A 17,249-nucleotide genomic window follows, 5' to 3' on the forward strand; every position below is an offset into this window, starting at 1 on the left:
CCCGGCCGAATCCGCGAATCATGAGCAAGAGTCCTGAGGGGCCGGCGGGGGCGGCTACCCCTAGCCGCCCCTACTGGACCTGTTTCTCGGGCCGGCGTGTGCCGGCCCGTCTCAGTTGAGTCCGAGTTCCTTGTCGATGAAGGACAGCACGTCAGCGGCGCTGGCCTCTTCCAGTTGGTCGGCGACGTTGGGCCCGTCGCCGGTGCCGTTCGCCGTGCCGTCGGCGCCGGCGTGGTCGCCGGTGCCCTCGGTGAGGCGGGAGACCAGTGCGGTCAGTCGACTGGTCAACCCGGCGCGTTCGATCTGGTCGGCCGGGAGCGCGGTGGAGGCCGCTTCCAGGCGGGCCAGGTCGGCCAGCAGCCGTTCGACCGTTCCCTCGTCCTGGCCGAAGAGCTCGGTCCGCAGATGGCGGGCGAGCGCGGCGGGCGAGGCGTGGTCGAAGACGAGGGTCGCGGGGAGCGAGACGCCCGCGACCTGGCTGACCCGGTTGCGGAACTCGACCGCCGTCACGGAGTCGAACCCGAGGTCCTTGAAGGCTCGTTCGCTCTCGATGGCGGTCTCTCCGTGGTAGCCGAGTACGAGCGCGGCTTGTTCCTTTACCACTTCGACCAGTGCCGGCTCGCGCTCCTCCTCGGGGAGGGCGGCGAGCCGGGTGGCGAGGGCCGCCTCGCCGCCGCCGTCGGTGGCCTGGGCGCCGTTCTCCGGCCCCGCGAGGGCGTCGGCGGCCTCGGGCAGCGCGGCGAGCAGCGGGCGCCGCCTGGCGAGCGCGTAGGCGGAGGCGAACCTGTCCCAGTCGAAGTCGCTGATGACCAGGTAGGTTTCGTGGTCTTCCAGGGCCTGGCCGAGCAGTTCGAGCGCCGGTTCGGGGTCGAGGGTCGAGACGCCGATCCGCCGCAGCTGCGCGTCGGCCTCCGCGTCGACCATGCCGCCCCGCCAGGGGCCCCAGGCGAGGGAGGTCGCCGCCAGCCCGCGTGCCCTGCGCCGGTGGGCGAGTGCGTCGAGGTAGGCGTTGGCGCCGCCGTAGGCGGGCTGCCCGGCGGTGCCCCAGACGGCGGCGCCGGAGGAGAAGAGGACGAACGCCTCCAGCGGGGTGTCGGCGAGCAGTGTGTCCAGGTGGGTGGCTCCGTCGATCTTGGAGCCACCGATCTCGGCGAACTCGCGGACGGACGTCTCGGGCAGCGGCTTCGGTTCGCGCATGACGCCGGCCGCGTGGAAGACCGCCGTCAACGGCTGGTCGTCCGGGATGGCGTCGAGCACCGCGGCGACGGCGTCCCGGTCGGCGACGTCGCAGGCGGCGACGGTGACGCGGGTGCCCAACTCGACGAGTTCGGCGGTCAGTTCGGCCACGCCCGGCGCCCGGTCGCCGCGGCGACTGGTCAGTACCAGGTGGTCAGCTCCGCGGTGGGCCAGCCAGCGTGCCACGTGTGCGCCGAGCGAGCCGGTGCCGCCGGTGACCAGCACGGTTCCGTGCGGGCGCCAGGGGTCGCCGGCCGCGGCGCTCTGGCGTGGCGCGTGGACCATGCGGCGGGCCAGCGTTCCCGAGGTGGTCAGCGCGAGCTGGTCCTCGCCGTCGGTCCGGCCCAGTGCCTGGGCGAGACGGTCGGCGAGTGTGTCGTCGAGCGTTTCGGGGACGTCGACCAGTCCGCCCCAGGTGTCGGGGTGGTCAAGCGACAGCACGGTGCCGACGCCCCACAGGGTGGCGGCCGTCGGGTCGGGGGCCTCGGTGCCGACGGTGACCGCGCCCGAGGTCAGGCACCACAGGGGTGCCTTGACCCCGAGGGTGTCCAGCGCGCCGACCAGTCCGACGGTCGCGGCGACGCCGCGCGAGAGCGTCGGCTCCTCGGCGTGCGGCTCCGCGTCCAGGGCCAGCAGGGAGAGCACTCCCGCCGGGGTCGACTCGCCCACGCGGTCGCGGAGTTGGGAGATGAACGTGTCCCGTTCATGGCCGTCGGCCAGCAGCAGTTCGGCGCGGGCGCCGGCCCGCTCCAGGCCGTCGAGTACCGCCAGGACACGCGAGGTGCCGCCGAGCGCCGCGGGGGCGATGACCAGCCAGCCGCCGGCCAGCCCGGAGGCGTCGGGGTCGGCCTCGACGGGGTGCCAGTCGACGCGGTAACGCAGCCGGTCCAGGGCGGCCTGGGCGTGGCTGCGCCGGTGCCAGGTGGAGAGCGCCGGCAGCACCGCCTCCAGGCTGGCCGGCTCGACGCCGAGGTCGGCGGCGAGCGAGGCGGCGTCGCCGCGCTCCACGGCCCGCCAGAACCCGTCGGCCGCCGGGTGCCGTTCGTCGCCCGGTGCCTGGTCGGCGTGGGCGGCGTCGATCCAGTACCGCTGGTGCTGGAAGGCGTAGGTCGGCAGGTCGATCAGCCGGTCCGGCGCCTCGGGGAAGACCGCCTGCCACCGCACGGCCCGGCCCCGGGTGTGGAGGGTGCCGAGGGCGCGCAGCAGGTTGGCGGTCTCGTCGTCGTCCTTGCGCTGGGTCGGGATGGCGTCCTCGACCAGCGGGGTGAGGGCGGGTTGGGGGCCGACCTCGACGACGGTGGTGGCTCCCCGCGCGAGCAGGGTGGTCACGGCGTCGGCGAAGCGGACGGTGCCCCTGACCTGACCAGTCCAGTAATCGGGATCGTTCATGGTGTCGGGGTTGACCAGTTCGCCCGTCACCGTGGAGACCAGCGGAATGGTCGGCGCCCGGAAGGTGATCCCCGAGGCGATGTCGCGGAACTCCTCCAGCATCGGGTCCATGGAAGGCGAGTGGAAGGCGTGCGAGACCCGCAGCCGGGTCTTCTTGCCGTCGAACCGCTCGGCGACCTCTGTCACCGCGTCGTCGGCGCCCGAGATCACGACCGAGCGGGCCGCGTTGACGGCGGCGATCGTCACGTCGGCGCGGTCGCCGAGCAGCGCACGCACCGTCGCCTCGTCCGCGTCGAACGCGACCATCGCGCCGCCCTCCGGCAGCGCCTGCATCAACCGGGCCCGCGCGCCGACGAGCACGACCGCCTCCTCCAGGGAGAGCACGCCCGCGACATGGGCGGCGGCCAGTTCGCCGATCGAGTGCCCGGCGACGAAGTCCGGCCGCTGACCGAAGGATTCGAGCAGCCGGTAGAGGGCCACCTCGAAGGCGAAGAGCGCGGTCTGGGTGTAGAGCGTCTGGTCAAGCGCGGACTCCGCGTCCTCCTCGGGCCAGACCACCTCGCGCAGCGGCCGTTCCACCTGTCCGTCCAGCAGCCTGACCACCTCGTCCCAGGCAGCCGCGAAGACCGGGAAGGAACGGTACAGCTCCCGTCCCATGCCGCTCCGTTGGGCGCCCTGACCGGAGAAGACAAACGCCGTCCTCCCGGCGCCGCCCGCCGCCCGCACGAGAGCCGTTCCGTCGGTCAGGGACTCCAACTCCCGCAGCAGCGACTCACGGTCACCGCCGACGACCACCGCGCGGTGGTCGAACGTCGCACGGGTGGTGGCCAGCGCGTAGCCGACCTCGGCCGGCGCCAGCTCCGGCCGTCCCAGCAGATGGGAGGCGAGCCGCCCGGCCTGCGCCCGCAGCGCCTCCGCCGACTTCGCGGAGACCACCCACGGCACGGCGGTCAACTCGACTCCGGCGGCGGGCGGTTCCGCGGTCTCAACGTCCGGCACCTCGGCCTGGGGCGCCTCCTCGACGATGACGTGCGCGTTGGTGCCGCTGAAGCCGAACGACGAGACACCGGCGCGGCGCGGGCGCCCGTTGCGCTCCCATGGCCGTTCCTCGGTCAGCAGCTCGACGGCGCCGCTTGACCAGTCGACGTGCGGCGTGGGCGCGTCGACATGCAACGTCCTGGGCATGACGCCGTGGCGCATGGCCATGACCATCTTGATGATGCCGCCGACACCGGCGGCGGCCTGGGCGTGGCCGATGTTGGACTTCAACGAGCCCAGCCACAGCGGCTCGCCGTTCTCCGGCCGGTCCTGACCGTAGGTGGTCAACAACGCCTGGGCCTCGATCGGATCGCCGAGCGTGGTGCCCGTGCCGTGGCCCTCGACCAGGTCGACCTCGGCGGGGGCGAGCCGCGCGTTGGCCAACGCCGCGCGGATCACGCGCTGTTGGGACGGGCCGTTGGGGGCGGTCAGTCCGTTGGAGGCGCCGTCCTGGTTCACGGCCGAACCGCGTATGACCGCCAGCACCTCATGACCGTTGCGCCGCGCGTCCGACAACTTCTCCAGCACCAGCATCCCGACGCCCTCCGACCAGCCGGTGCCGTCGGCCGCGCCCGCGTAGGAACGGCAGCGGCCGTCGCGGGAGAGGCCGCGCTGACGGCTGAACTCGACGAAGCTGTCCGGGGTAGCCATCACGGTGACGCCGCCGGCCAACGCCAGCGAGCACTCGCCGCCGCGCAGCGCCTGGGCGGCCAGGTGGAGGCTTACCAGTGAGGACGAGCAGGCTGTGTCGACAGCCATCGCCGGGCCCTCAAGGCCGAGCGTGTAGGAGATCCGGCCGGCGACGACGCTGCCGGAGCTGCGGCCCGTCAGATAGTCGTGGTACATCAGGCCGGCGAAGACGCCGGTTCGGCTGCCCTTCAACGCGTTCGGGACGATCCCGGACCGTTCCAGCGCCTCCCAGGACACTTCGAGCAACAAGCGCTGCTGCGGGTCCATCGTCAGCGCCTCGCGCGGGCTGATCCCGAAGAAGACCGGGTCGAACTCGGCCGCGTCGTGCAGAAACCCACCCTCGCGGGTGTAGCTGGTGTCCGGGCGGGTCGACTCCGGGTCGTAGAGCCGCTCCACGCCCCAACCACGGTCCCTGGGGAACTCCGTGATCCCGTCCCGCCCCTCGGCGACCAGTCGCCACAGGTCCTCAGGACTGGTCACCCCACCGGGGAACCGGCAGGACATTCCCACCACCGCGATCGGTTCATCGGCGTCCGCACTGGTAAACACGGGGGTCGCCTCGACGGCCGCCTCAGCCTCCACGCCCCGGACCTCGGAGAGCAGGTATGCGGCGAGCGCGCGAGGGCTGGGGTGGTCGAAGACGACGGTGGTGGGCAGCGGCACACCGCTGACGATCTTCAGCCGGTTGCGCAGCTCCAGCGCGGTCAGGGAGTCGTAACCCAGCTCCAGGAACGGGCGCTCCGGGTCGATCGGGTCGGCGGAGTCGTGCCCGAGAACCCAGGCGGTGTGGCTGCGCACCAGGTCGAGCGTGGTGTTCCGCGCTTCCTCCTCGGTCAGCCCGGCGAGCCGTTCGGCGAGCCCGGTGCCGGAGCCGGCCGCGGCGGCCGTGCTGGTCCTGGTGTCGGCCTTGGCGCGGGTGAGGGGGCGCAGCAGGGGCGGCAGTTCGGTGCCGCCGCCGATCCAGGAGCCGCGCCTGCGGGTGTGTAGGATCGCGGAGTTGAGGATCAGCGGCGCCAGCAGCGGGTGCTCGGTGGTCAGCGCCTTGTCGAACAGGTCGAGCGCCGGGCCGTGTCCCAGCGCTGGTACGCCGAGCGAACGGATGCGGTTGAGGTCCACCTCGGTGAGCTGCGCGGTCAGGCCGACCGGCGGGTCCCAGGTGGCGTAGGCCAGGGAGGTGGCGGCCATGCCCCGGGCCCTGCGGTGCTGGGCGAGCGCGTCGAGGAAGACGTTGGCCGCGGCGTAGTCGCCCTGCCCGGCCGCCAGGATGAGACCGCCGGAGGAGGAGAAGAGGACGAACGCGGACAGGTCGAGATGACTGGTCAACTCGTGCAGGTGCCAGGCCGCGTCCATCTTGGGGCGCAGGACACGGTCCAGCGAGTCAGGGGTGAGGGTGGTGACCAGGCCGCCCTCGGCGATGCCGGCGGCGTGGACGACACCGGTCAGCGGGTGTTCGGCGGGGACGGCTTCCAGGACGGCGGCCAGCGCCTCGCGGTCGGAGACATCGCAGGCGACGACGTCCACATGGGCCGAGTGGTCGGCCAGTTCCCTGACCAGTTCGTCGACGCCGGGCGCGTCCGGGCCGCCGCGACTGGTCAACAGCAGCCGGCGCACCCCGTGCCGGGTGACCAGGTGCTTGGCCACCAGACCACCGAGGCCGCCGGTGCCGCCGGTGATCAGCACGGTCCCGGTCTCGTCCCAGGGGTTCGCCGACGGGGTGCCGGCGGCGGGAGGTGGGGCCGGTGTCGCGGTCAGCCTGGGCACCAGCACCCGGCCGGCGCGCAGCGCCATCTCGCCCTCGCCGCTGCCGAGCGCCTCGGCCAGCAGGGCGGGCTCCGGCGCGGCGAGGGCGTCCGCGGGGTCGGTGTCCAGCAGCCCGAAGCGGCCGGGGGTCTCCTCGGATCCGGCGCGCACCAGGCCCCACAGGGGCGACAGCCGCAGGTCGGTCACGTCCTCGGGGGCGCCGTCCGCCTCCGGGCGGGCGCCGACGGCGCCGGTGGTGACCACGACCAGCCGGGAGCCGGTCAGGCAGTCGTGGGACAACCACTCCTGGAGCTCCGCGAGTACGGGCGCGAGGGCGTCGCGCACGCCGTCGGGCACGCCGCGCGCGCCGGCGGCCGGGCCGTGGGCGCCCAGCGCGCGGGCGTCGAGCAGCACATGGCGGGGCGCTTCGCCTCCCGCCTCGATGTCGGCGACGAGCGAGGCGACATCGCGGTGGAGCGACGCGCCGTCGGCGCCGGCCAGTTCGGTGTCCGCGCCCAGGACCGCCCACGAGTCCAGGGGCGTGCCGGGCCCCGGCGCCTGCTGCCAGACGACCCGGTACAGCTCGGGGCGCTCGGCGTCCCCGCCCAACTGCTCGGGCGAGACCGGGCGCGCGACGATGTTGGCGATCTCGGCGACCGGCTCGCCCTCGGTGTCCGCGACGGAGACGGACCGGCCGTCCGACGAGATCCGCACCCGCAGTACGGCCGCGCCGGCGGCGTGCAGGGAGACCCCGTTCCAGGCGAACGGGATGCCGGGGCCCTCGTCGGCGCCCTGCTCGTCGAGGATGCTGACGTGCAGCGCGGCGTCCAGCAGCGCCGGGTGGAGGCCGAACGAGGCGGCGTCTCCGATGGCCTCGTCCGGCAGCGCGACCTCGGCGAAGAGCTCGCCTTCACGCCTCCAGGCCGCGCGCAGCCCGCGGAAGACCGGACCGTAGCCGAAGCCGCGGTCGGCGAGCTGGTCGTAGAAGCCGGTGACGTTCATACGGGAGGCGCCCTTCGGGGGCCAGACCCGCAGATCGGTGTGGGTGACGGGGGCGGACGGCGCGAGCACGCCGCTGACATGCCGGACCCACGGCTCGTCGGCGGCGGCGAAGTCGGCGCGGGAGTGGATCACCACGCGCCGGCGGCCGGCGTCGTCCGGCCCGTCGACGACGACCTGAAGGGCGATGCCGCCCGCGTCGGGGACGACCAACGGGGCCTCGATGGCCAGTTCCTCGACCACCGGGCAGTCGACCTTGCCACCGGCGTACACGGCGAGCTCCACGAAACCGGTGCCCGGCAGGATCACCGTGTCCAGCACCGCGTGGTCCGCGAGCCACGGGTGGGTGGCCAACGACAGCCGGCCGGTCAGCAGCAGGCCATCGGTCTCCGGCAGCGCCACCACGGCGCCGAGCATGGGATGGTCGGCGGGCCGCTGTCCGAGCCCGGTGGGGTCACCGGACGGGGTACTGCCGTCCAGCCAGTAGCGCTGGTGTTGAAAGGCGTAGGTGGGAAGGTCGACCAGCCGGTTGGGCCCTTCGGGGAAGGCGGTTGACCAGTTGAGGGTGTGGCCCTGGGTGTGGAGGGTGGCGAGGGCGCGGAGGAGGTGGGTGGTTTCGTCGTTGTCCTTGCGTTGGGTGGGGATGGCGTTGTCGAGCAGGGGGGTGAGGGCGGGTTGGGGGCCGACCTCGACGAGGGTGCCCACGCCCTGGCCGTTCAACGTGCTGACGCTGTCGGCGAAGCGGACGGTGCCGCGGACCTGACCAGTCCAGTACTCGGGATCGTTCATGGTCTCGGGGTTGACCAGTTGGCCGGTGACCGTGGAGACCAGGGGGATGGTCGGCGCCTGGAAGGTGATCCCGGCGGCGACCTGTTGGAACTCCTCCAGCATCGGGTCCATGAGTGGGGAGTGGAAGGCGTGGGAGACCCGCAGGCGGGTCTGCTTGCCCTCGAACCGGGCGGCGATCTCGGTGACCGCGTCCTCGGCGCCGGAGATCACCACGGAACGGGCCGCGTTGACGGCGGCGATCGTCACGTCGTTCCGGTCGCCGATCAGCTCCCGCGCGGTGGCCTCATCCGTCGCCAAGGCAACCATCGCGCCGCCCTCCGGCAACGCCTGCATCAACCGCGCCCGCGCGGCCACCAGCTTCGCCGCGTCCGCCAGGGAGAGCACCCCCGCCACATGGGCAGCGGCCAGCTCACCGATCGAATGCCCCGCGACAAAGTCCGGCCGCAGGCCGAAGGACTCCAGCAACCGGTAGAGCGCCACCTCGAAGGCGAAGAGCGCCGTCTGCGTGTAAAGCGTCTGGTCAAGCGGGGACCCGGCACCCTCCTCCGACCAGGCCACCTCCCGCAACGACAACGGCAGTTCAAGTTCCAGCAGTCCAACGATCTCGTCCCACGCAGCCGCGAAGACCGGGAACGAGCCATACAGTTCCCGGCCCATCCCACGGCGCTGCGCACCCTGCCCCGAGAACACAAACGCCACCGGACCCGCCGAGCCCGGGGCGGCCGAGGCCGCGCCCTCGGTCACGACGGACTCCAACTCCCGCCGCAGCGACTCCAGATCGCCGCCGACGACCACCGCACGGTGCTCGAACGTCGCCCGCGTCGTGGCCAACGAGAACCCGACGTGCGCCGGGTCCAGCCCGGGGCGCTCCCGCACGAACGAGACCAGCTGCTCGGCCTGCGCCCGCAGTGCCTCCGCCGTGCGGCCCGACAGCACCCACGGCACGGCGGTGGGGGTCGAGCGGCCCGGGGCCCCGGCCTCCGGCGCCTCCTCGGTCGGCTCGGCCTCCGGCGCCTCCTCGACGATGACATGGGCGTTGGTGCCGCTGAGTCCGAACGAGGAGACCGCGGCGCGGCGCGGGCGTCCGTTGCGTTCCCACGCCCGGGCCTCGGTCAGCAGTTCAACAGCTCCGGCTGACCAGTCGATGTGGGGCGAGGGCTGGTCAACGTGGAGGGTCTTGGGCATGACGCCGTGGCGCATGGCCATGACCATCTTGATGATGCCGCCGACGCCGGCGGCGGCCTGGGCGTGGCCGATGTTGGACTTCAACGAGCCCAGCCACAGCGGCTCGCCGTTCTCCGGCCGGTCCTGGCCGTAGGTGGCCAGCAGCGCCTGGGCCTCGATCGGGTCGCCGAGCGTGGTGCCGGTGCCGTGGCCCTCGACGACGTCCACGTCCGCCGTCGACAGCCGCGCGCTCTCCAAGGCGGCCCGGATCACGCGCTGTTGGGACGGGCCGTTGGGGGCCGTGAAGCCGCTTGAGGCGCCGTCCTGGTTCACGGCCGAACCGCGTATGACCGCGAGCACCTCGTGACCGTTGCGCCGCGCGTCCGACAACTTCTCCAGTACCAGTACGCCCACGCCCTCGGCCCAGCCGGTGCCGTCGGCCGTTCCCGAGTACGCCTTGCAGCGACCGTCGGGCGAGAGGGCGCGCTGGCGGCTGTACTCGACGAACATGTTGGGGGTGGACATCACGGTGACGCCGCCGGCCAGCGCCAGCGAGCACTCGTCGCGGCGCAGCGACTGGACAGCCAGGTGGAGGCTTACCAGTGAGGACGAGCAGGCCGTGTCGACGGAGAGCGCGGGGCCCTCAAGTCCGAAGAGGTAGGAGACGCGGCCGGAGACGATGCTGGAGACGCTGCCGGCCGCGAGATAGCCCTCGATGTCGTCGGGGATGGTGGCCAGCGCGGCGCCGTAGTCGCAGTACATGACGCCGCCGAAGACGCCGGTGCGGGTGGAGCGGAGCTTGCGGGGGTCGAGGCCGGCGCGCTCCAGGGCCTCCCAGGAGGTTTCCAGCAGCAGCCGCTGCTGCGGGTCCATGGCCAGGGCCTCGCGGGGGCCGATGCCGAAGAAGCCGGCGTCGAAGCCGGAGACGCCTTCGAGGAAGCCTCCCTCGGTGACATAGCTGTGGCCGTTGCGGTCGGGGTCGGCGTCGTAGATGCCGTCGACGTCCCAGCCCCGGTCGGTGGGGAACGGGCCGACGCCGTCCCGGCCCTCGGCGACCAGTCGCCACAGGTCCTCGGGGCTGCGCACGCCGCCGGGGTAGCGGCAGCTCATGCCGACGATGGCGACCGGCTCGTGGTCCCGTTCCTCGGCCTCGCGCAGGCTGCGCTTGGCCTCGCGGAGGTCGGCGGTCGTCCGCTTGAGGTAATCCAGGAGTTTCTGTTCGTTGGACTGGCTCGCCTCGTTCGCCTTTTTGGGCTCGTTCGCCTTTTTGGGCTCGTTCGGCTTGTTCGGCTTGTTCGACTTGCTGGCCTTGTTCGACATCTCTCCGACCCCACCTGCTTTTCTGCGTCAAGAGGTGGGCGTCGCGAGGCCAGCGGAATTCACCGGCTATCGATTCAGCAGCACCCGGCCCTCGTGTTCTTTTATTCCGCTCTTCCGGCCACTGGTGAATTCACCGGGTCGACGCCCGTCGGGTCAACCCCTGTCCAGCCGGCCCCTGTTCGGTCAACCCTTGTTCGGTCAACCCCTGTTCTGGACGGCCCAGCGGACGATGTCGCAGACGCCCGCGATATCCGTCGCGTCGACGGCCGAGCCGGTCGGCAGCGACAGGACGCGTTCGGACAGCGCCTCCGCGTGGGGAAGCGGTAGCGGCGCGTGGGTCCCGGGGCTCGAACGGTAGGGCTCGACCTGGTGGCACGACGGGTGGAAGTAGCGGCGGGAGAGCACGTTGCGCTCCGAGAGGACCGCGTGGACCCGGTCGCGGTGGACCCCGGCGACGGCCTCGTCGATCTCGATGACGACGTACTGGTGGTTCGCGCGCTCTCCGGGCTCCTGGCGGCGCACGGTGACGCCGGGCAGGTCGCCCAGACCGTCCTCGTAGGCACGCTGGTTGGCCAGGTTGTGGGCCATCAGGTCGTCCATGCTCTCCAGTGAGGTGAGGCCCATCGCGGCGCTGGCCTCGCTCAGCTTGGCGTTGGTGCCGGCCGTTCCGACCTGGCCGTCGTCCTGGATGCCGAAGTTGCGCATGGCGCGGGCGCGGGCGGCGGTCTCGGGGTCGTCGGTGACGACGGCGCCGCCCTCGAAGCTGTTGATGAACTTCGTGGCATGGAAGCTGAACACCTCGGCCGCGCCGAATCCGCCGACGGGCCGGCCGCGGTAGGTGCTGCCGAGGCCGTGGGCGGCGTCGAAGAACAGCGGGACGCCGCGGTGTTCGGCGAGTGCGGTCAGCTCGTCGACGGGGCAGGGCCGGCCGAAGACGTGCACGCCGAGGATGCCGCCGGTCGCCGGGCCGATGAGCTTTTCGGCGTGCGCCGGGTCGATGTTGCCCGTCTCCTCGTCCACGTCGCAGAAGACCGGTGTGATGCCGATCCAGCCGAGCGCGTGCGGGGTGGCGACCCAGGTGAACGCGGGGACGATGACCTCGGCGCCCGGCTCGATGCCGACGGCGCGGGCGGCGAGTTGGAGTCCGATGGTCGCGTTGCAGGTGGCCACGGCGTGCCGGGTGCCGGCCAGCGCGGCGACCCGCTCCTCCAGCTCACGGACGAGCGGGCCGCTGCTGAGCCAGCGCCGGTCGAGCGCGGCGTCGATTCTCTCCCGCAGCCGGTCGCGGTCGCCTATATTGGGGCGACCGACGTGCAGCGGCTCGCGGAATGCAGGAAGTTGAGGCACGCGGTGAAGAGTAAATAGCGCCCGCCTTCCGGCTAACCCCTACCAGCCGTCGGCCGCCCCCCTACCGTGGCGGTCGGGGGCGCGACAGGTCCCCTAGCGGGCCTCTTTTACCCCTATTTCCCTCGGGGACTCCTCCCTGATTGCGGTAACTGACGGAGCATGGCCACCGAAGCGTCATTCCCACGTCACCAGTCGATATTTAGACTGCGTCGCGCCACGCATTCAGGAGCCGTGCACGGCAAGAGAGGTTTTCCATGGCGGAGGATTTTCCCACGACATCGAGTGCGACGCGGCCCTCGGGCCGGCCGGCCGACGCCGACGCCGACGCCGTGGGGCGGATAGCCGAGTCGTCGCTGGCGCGCGAGGGGGTCGTGAGCACGGCGGAGTTCCGCGAGTGGTACGCGGAGCGTCAGCGGGTGGATGTCGCGGACGTGCGGAAGGTTCCGCTGGAAGCGTTGGCAGGTTGGAAGGTCGAGTCCGGCACGGGGAACATCGCGCATGAATCGGGTCGGTTCTTCTCCGTGGAGGGCGTGGACGTCCGGCTGTCGGACGGGCCGTGGCAGTCGTGGAGCCAGCCGATGATCTTCCAGCAGGAGATCGGGACGCTCGGGCTGATCATGAAGCGGTTCGGTGGCACCCCGCACTTCCTGATGCAGGCGAAGAACGAGCCCGGCAACCACAACGGCGTCCAGCTGTCGCCGACGGTGCAGGCGACGCGGAGCAACTACACGCGGGTGCACCGGGGTTCGGCCGTGCCGTATGTGGAGTACTTCCAGGAGGCCCACCGGCACCGGCTGTTGACGGACGTCCTCCAGTCGGAGCAGGGCTCGTGGTTCTACCGCAAGCGCAACCGCAACATGGTGGTGGAGGTCGAGGAGGACGTCGAACAGCTGGAGAACTTCTGCTGGCTGACGCTGGGTCAGATCAGTCGGCTGCTGGCCGAGGACGACGTGATCAACATGGACTCCCGGACGGTGCTCGGCTGTCTGCCGTTCGCCGGTGAGGGCGCGGTGCCGCCCGGGTTCGAGCTGGGGGACGACCTGCGCTCGGCGCTGGCGCGCTCCTGTCACGGCGGCTTCGGCGCGCTGCACCCCATGGCGGCGATCCGCCGCTGGCTCAACGACCAGCGGGTGGTCACCGAGCTGCGGACCCGGCAGGTCCCGTTGAACGAGGTGGTCGGCTGGGAGCGTTCGGAGGAGGTCGTCGAGCATGAGGACCGGCGGTTCTTCCGGGTGGTCGGGGTGGATGTGCGCAGCGGCAGCCGAGAGGTCAAGCAGTGGACGCAGCCGATGATCCAGCCGTGTGGTCAGGGCGTGATCGCGTTCCTGGTCGCCCGGTTCGACGGCGTGTTGCACGCACTGGTCAACGCCAGGCCGCAGCCCGGCTTCCTGGACGGGGTGGAGCTGGCGCCGACGGTCCAGTGCACCCCTTCGAACTATTTGCCGGGGCCCCGCCCGCCGCATCTGCGGTATCTGGACCAGGTGCTGGAGGCGCCGGCCGACCGGATCGTCTTCGACAGCGTCCACTCGGAGGAGGGCGGGCGCTTCTACCACGCGAGGAACCGGTATCTGGTCGTCGAGCTCGACGACGGGGCCGGGGTGGTGGACTCGGGCGGGGACGACGCGTTCCGTTGGATGACCCTGAACCAGTTGTCCGCGCTGACGCGGCACAGCTACTACGTGAACATCGAGGCGCGCAGTCTGACCGCCTGCCTCTACAGCCTGTTCGGCGCGACCGAGGAGCTATCCACGCGATGACCACAGCAGAGACCGACATGCCGTACTCGACGCTGGGCCGCACCGCGCTGCGGGTGTCCCGACTGTGTCTGGGGACGCTGAACCTGGGGGTGCGCACCTCGAAGGAGGAGGCGTTCGCCCTGCTGGACGAGGCCCTGGAGCGGGGCGTCAACTTCGTCGACACCGCCGACCAGTACGGCTGGCAGGTGCACCGGGGCTTCACCGAGGAGCTGCTGGGCGAGTGGTTCGCGCGGGGCGGAGGGCGGCGCGAGCAGGTCGTACTGGGCACCAAGGTGTTCAACCCGATGAGCGACAGGCCCAACGACCAGGGTCTTTCCGCGCGGCACATCATCGCGGGGTGCGAGGACTCGCTGCGGCGGCTGAAGACCGACTGGATCGACCTTTACCAGATGCACCACGTGGACAGGTCGGCCTCCTGGGAGGAGGTCTGGCAGGCGATGGAGATGCTGGTCGCCCAGGGGAAGATCCGCTACGTGGGCTCGTCGAACTTCGCGGGCTGGCACGTGGCGGCGGCGCAGGAGGCGGCCAACAGGCGGCACTTCCTGGGGCTGGTCTCCGAGCAGTGCGTCTACAACCTGGTGACCCGGCACGTGGAGATGGAGCTGATTCCCGCGGCCCAGTCCTACGGCGTGGGGATTCTTCCCTGGTCGCCGCTGCACGGCGGGCTGCTGAGCGGCGCGCTGCGGAAGCTGGAGGCAGGCACCGCGGTGAAGTCGGCGCAGGGCCGGGCGCAGGTGGCGCTGGAGCGGCACAGGGACGCGATCGGCCAGTACGAGAAGCTGTGCGCCGACGCGGGGCTCGACCCGGCCGAGGTGGCGATGGCGTGGGTGCTTGGCCGCCCCGGGGTGACCTCGGTGGTGACCGGGCCGCGCACCATCGACCATCTGGCGGGCGCCTTCCGGGCGTTGGAGCTGCGGCTGGACGACGCTTTCCTGGCCGAGCTGGAGCGGCTCTTCCCGCCGTTGGGCAACGGTGGGCCGGGTCCGGAGGCGTGGGCGTGGTGAGGCGGGTTCTGGTCGCCGGCGGGGCCGGGTTCATCGGTTCGCACTATGTGCGGACGCTGCTGACCGGCGGCTACCCGGCGTGGGCCGATGTCTCGGTGACGGTGCTCGACAAGCTGACGTACTCGGGGAACCTGGCGTCGTTGGCGCCGGTGGAGGGCCGCTTCGCGTTCGTGCGGGGCGACATCTGCGACACCGAGCTGCTGTCGAGGGTGGTTCCCGGTCACGACGTGGTGGTCAACTTCGCGGCGGAGACGCATGTGGACCGCTCCATCACGGGACCCGACGTGTTCGCCCAGACCAACGTGCTGGGGACGCACCGGCTGGTGCGGGCCGCCTCCGAGGCGGGCGTCGGGGTCTTCGTGCAGGTGTCGACGGACGAGGTGTACGGCTCGATCGCCGAGGGTTCGTGGGCCGAGGACGCGCCGGTGTCGCCCAACTCGCCCTATTCGGCGGCCAAGGCGGGTGGTGACCACCTGGCGTTGGCGTATGCGCGGACCCACGGGATGGACGTGCGGCTGACGCGCTGCGGCAACAACTACGGGCCTTACCAGTACCCGGAGAAGATCATCCCGCTCTTTGTGACCCGTCTGCTGGAGGGCCGCAAGGTCCCGCTGTACGGCGACGGGCTGAACGAGCGGGAGTGGATCCACGTCGACGACCACTGCCGGGGTATCCAGCTGGTCGCCGAGCGCGGGCGGGCCGGCGAGGTGTACCACGTCTCGGGGTCGACGCCGTTGACCAATCTGGAGCTGACGGAACGGCTGTTGCGCGCGCTGGACCTGGGTTCGGACCGGATCGAGTGGGTGGAGGACCGCAAGGGCCACGACCAGCGGTACGCGTTGGACGACAGCAAGCTGCGGGCCCTGGGCTTCCGCCCCGGCACCGGCTTCGACGAGGGGCTGGCGGACACGGTCCGCTGGTATGTGGAACGCCCCGACTGGTGGAAACCACTGCTGGCCGCGGGTTGACCTGACCTGACCAGTTCGCGGGGTCAGCGCACACGTAAGGGCGCGGGTGGCGGATCTTCCGGTCCGCCACCCGCGCCCTTCCCGCTGGCCGAGGGGGAGGCGGTCAGCCGTCGAGCAGTGCGGAGGCGCGCGCCCGCAGGGCGGCGCGGTCGGTCTTGCGGTTGGGGTTCAGCGGCAGCTCCGGCAGGTGCGCGAAGCGGCGGGGGATCATCCGTTCCGGCAGGGCGCCGCGCAGGGCACGCGCCAGGGCGGCGGCCGGCTGGGCCTCACCCGTGTAGAAGCCGACGAGCGCGGTGTCGCCGTCCGGGGCCGGCACCGCCACGGTGACGGCCTCGGCGACGCCCCCGCAGGCGCGCAGCGCCTGGTCGATCTCGGCGGGCTCGATGCGCAGCCCCTGTACCTGCACCTGCGCGTCGAGGCGGTCGACGTAGACCAGCACGCCGTCGGCGACCTCGCGGACCCGGTCGCCCGTGCGGTACCAGGTGCGCCCCTCGCGGACGACGAACCGGCCCTCGCCGTCCGCCCGGTCCAGGTAGCCGTTGGTCAACTGCGGTCCCGCGATGAGCAGTTCGCCCTCCGCGCCGCTGCCGGAGACGGTCCGGCCCTCCGGGTCGAGCAGCAGCCGCCGGTGGCCCTCGTGGACCTCGCCGATGGGAACGATGCCGTGCACGGCGAGGCCGGGGGTGTCCTGGGTTGACCAGCGGTAGGCACAGATGGTGATGGTCAGCTCGGTGGGCCCGTACAGGTTCTCCACGGTGGAGGCGGGCGCGGCGCGCTGCCACTCGTCGGCGTCGACGCAGCGAAGGGCCTCGCCGGCGAAGAGGCTCCAGCGCAGCCCGGGGAGCGTGCCCGGGCCGAGGTCGCCCATGCGGCGCAGCAGCGAGATGGCGCTGGGCGTGGAGAACCAGACGGTCAGCCCGTGTTCGGCGGCGAACGCCGGCAGGTCGCGGTAGGCGGTGCCGGGGATCAGCTGCACGGTGCCGCCGGCGCCCCAGGCACTGAACAGGTCGAACATGGCGCAGTCGAAGTTCAGGTCGAACGTCTGGGAGAAGACGTCGTCCGGGGTGAAGTCGTAGCGCTTGTCGAGGAGTTCGAAGTAGTGGGCGGTGCCGGCGCGCGGGATGCGGACCCCCTTGGGACGCCCGGTGGAGCCCGAGGTGAACAGCACGTAGTCGGTGCCCTCGGGGTCCGCCGGGAGGGGCGCGGTCAGGGCACGGTCGGCGGGCGGCTCGTCCTCGTCGAGGGCGAGCACCCGCGGGCCGGGGGCGCCCGGCGGGGCCTGGGCGAGGAGCGCACGGCCGCGCGCGTCCGCGAGGACGGCGCCGACGCCGGCGGCCTCGATCATGGCGGCGGTCCGCCCGGCGGGGAAGTCCGGGTTGAGGGGCACGACGGTGGCGCCGGCGTAGAGCCCGGCGAGTATCCCGACATACGCCTCGGGCCCCTTGCCGGCGAGCACCCCGACGGCGGCGGGCGGCGGGCCGTCGCCGGCCCGCGACAGCGCGCCGGCCCAGGCCAGCGCCCGCCGGTGCAGCTCCTCGTAGCTGAGTGACCAGCCGGGTGAACGCACGGCCGCGCCACGGGGGTTGAGGGAGAGGCCGCGCAGAAAGCGGCCGGCGAGGCCGCGGGGGCCGAGGGCCTCGGCGGCGGGCGACGCGTCGGACGCGGGGGGCATCGACATCACGTGTCCTTCTCGGTGCGGTCTTCGCTGGCGCGGTGCGGTGTTTCTCGACGCCCGGGCGGCGCCCGGGCCGGCGCCTCGCCAGGCGCTCGGCTCAGGCGCCCTGGCTCAGGCGCCCTGGCTCAGGCGC

General features: G+C 72.2%; 6 protein-coding genes. 3 read left to right on the forward strand and 3 right to left on the reverse strand.

Annotation, left to right across the window (positions count from 1 at the left end):
• Positions 1–111: 111 nt before the first annotated feature.
• Together FH715_RS00365 and FH715_RS00370 are read right to left on the reverse strand one after the other, a co-directional pair.
• Entirely contained in the window at positions 112–10,365 is a 10,254-nt protein-coding gene (locus FH715_RS00365) for a type I polyketide synthase (RefSeq protein WP_139639954.1), read from the reverse strand.
• A 198-nt stretch (positions 10,366–10,563) separates the two neighbouring features.
• A complete protein-coding gene (locus FH715_RS00370; protein WP_139639955.1) occupies positions 10,564–11,712 on the reverse strand; it encodes a DegT/DnrJ/EryC1/StrS family aminotransferase in 1,149 nt (382 codons plus the stop codon).
• Positions 11,713–11,966: 254 nt separating this feature from the next.
• Between FH715_RS00370 and FH715_RS00375 the strand changes: the two genes are divergently transcribed.
• The 3 genes from FH715_RS00375 to rfbB are packed head-to-tail and all read left to right on the forward strand — an operon-like array spanning position 11,967 to position 15,441.
• Entirely contained in the window at positions 11,967–13,469 is a 1,503-nt protein-coding gene (locus tag FH715_RS00375) for an NDP-hexose 2,3-dehydratase family protein (RefSeq protein WP_139639956.1), read from the forward strand.
• Complete coding sequence (locus FH715_RS00380; RefSeq protein ID WP_425472632.1) at positions 13,466–14,473, forward strand: aldo/keto reductase; 1,008 nt, start codon at positions 13,466–13,468, stop codon at positions 14,471–14,473. Before FH715_RS00375 ends, FH715_RS00380 begins: the two co-directional genes overlap by 4 nt.
• Positions 14,467–15,441 carry a dTDP-glucose 4,6-dehydratase gene (gene rfbB / locus FH715_RS00385; protein WP_139639957.1) on the forward strand — a complete coding sequence of 325 codons (975 nt, stop codon included), beginning with the start codon at positions 14,467–14,469 and terminating at the stop codon, positions 15,439–15,441. The genes FH715_RS00380 and rfbB overlap by 7 nt, the downstream gene beginning before the upstream one ends.
• 103 nt (positions 15,442–15,544) lie before the next feature.
• Here rfbB and FH715_RS00390 read toward each other — a convergent pair whose 3' ends face one another.
• Positions 15,545–17,119, reverse strand: coding sequence for an AMP-binding protein (locus FH715_RS00390; RefSeq protein ID WP_246108460.1), 1,575 nt, complete (start codon positions 17,117–17,119; stop codon positions 15,545–15,547).
• Positions 17,120–17,249 lie beyond the last annotated feature (130 nt).

The sequence above is a fragment of the Streptomyces sedi genome, assembly GCF_006335015.1.
Classification (GTDB): Bacteria; Actinomycetota; Actinomycetes; order Streptomycetales; family Streptomycetaceae; genus Streptomyces; species Streptomyces sedi.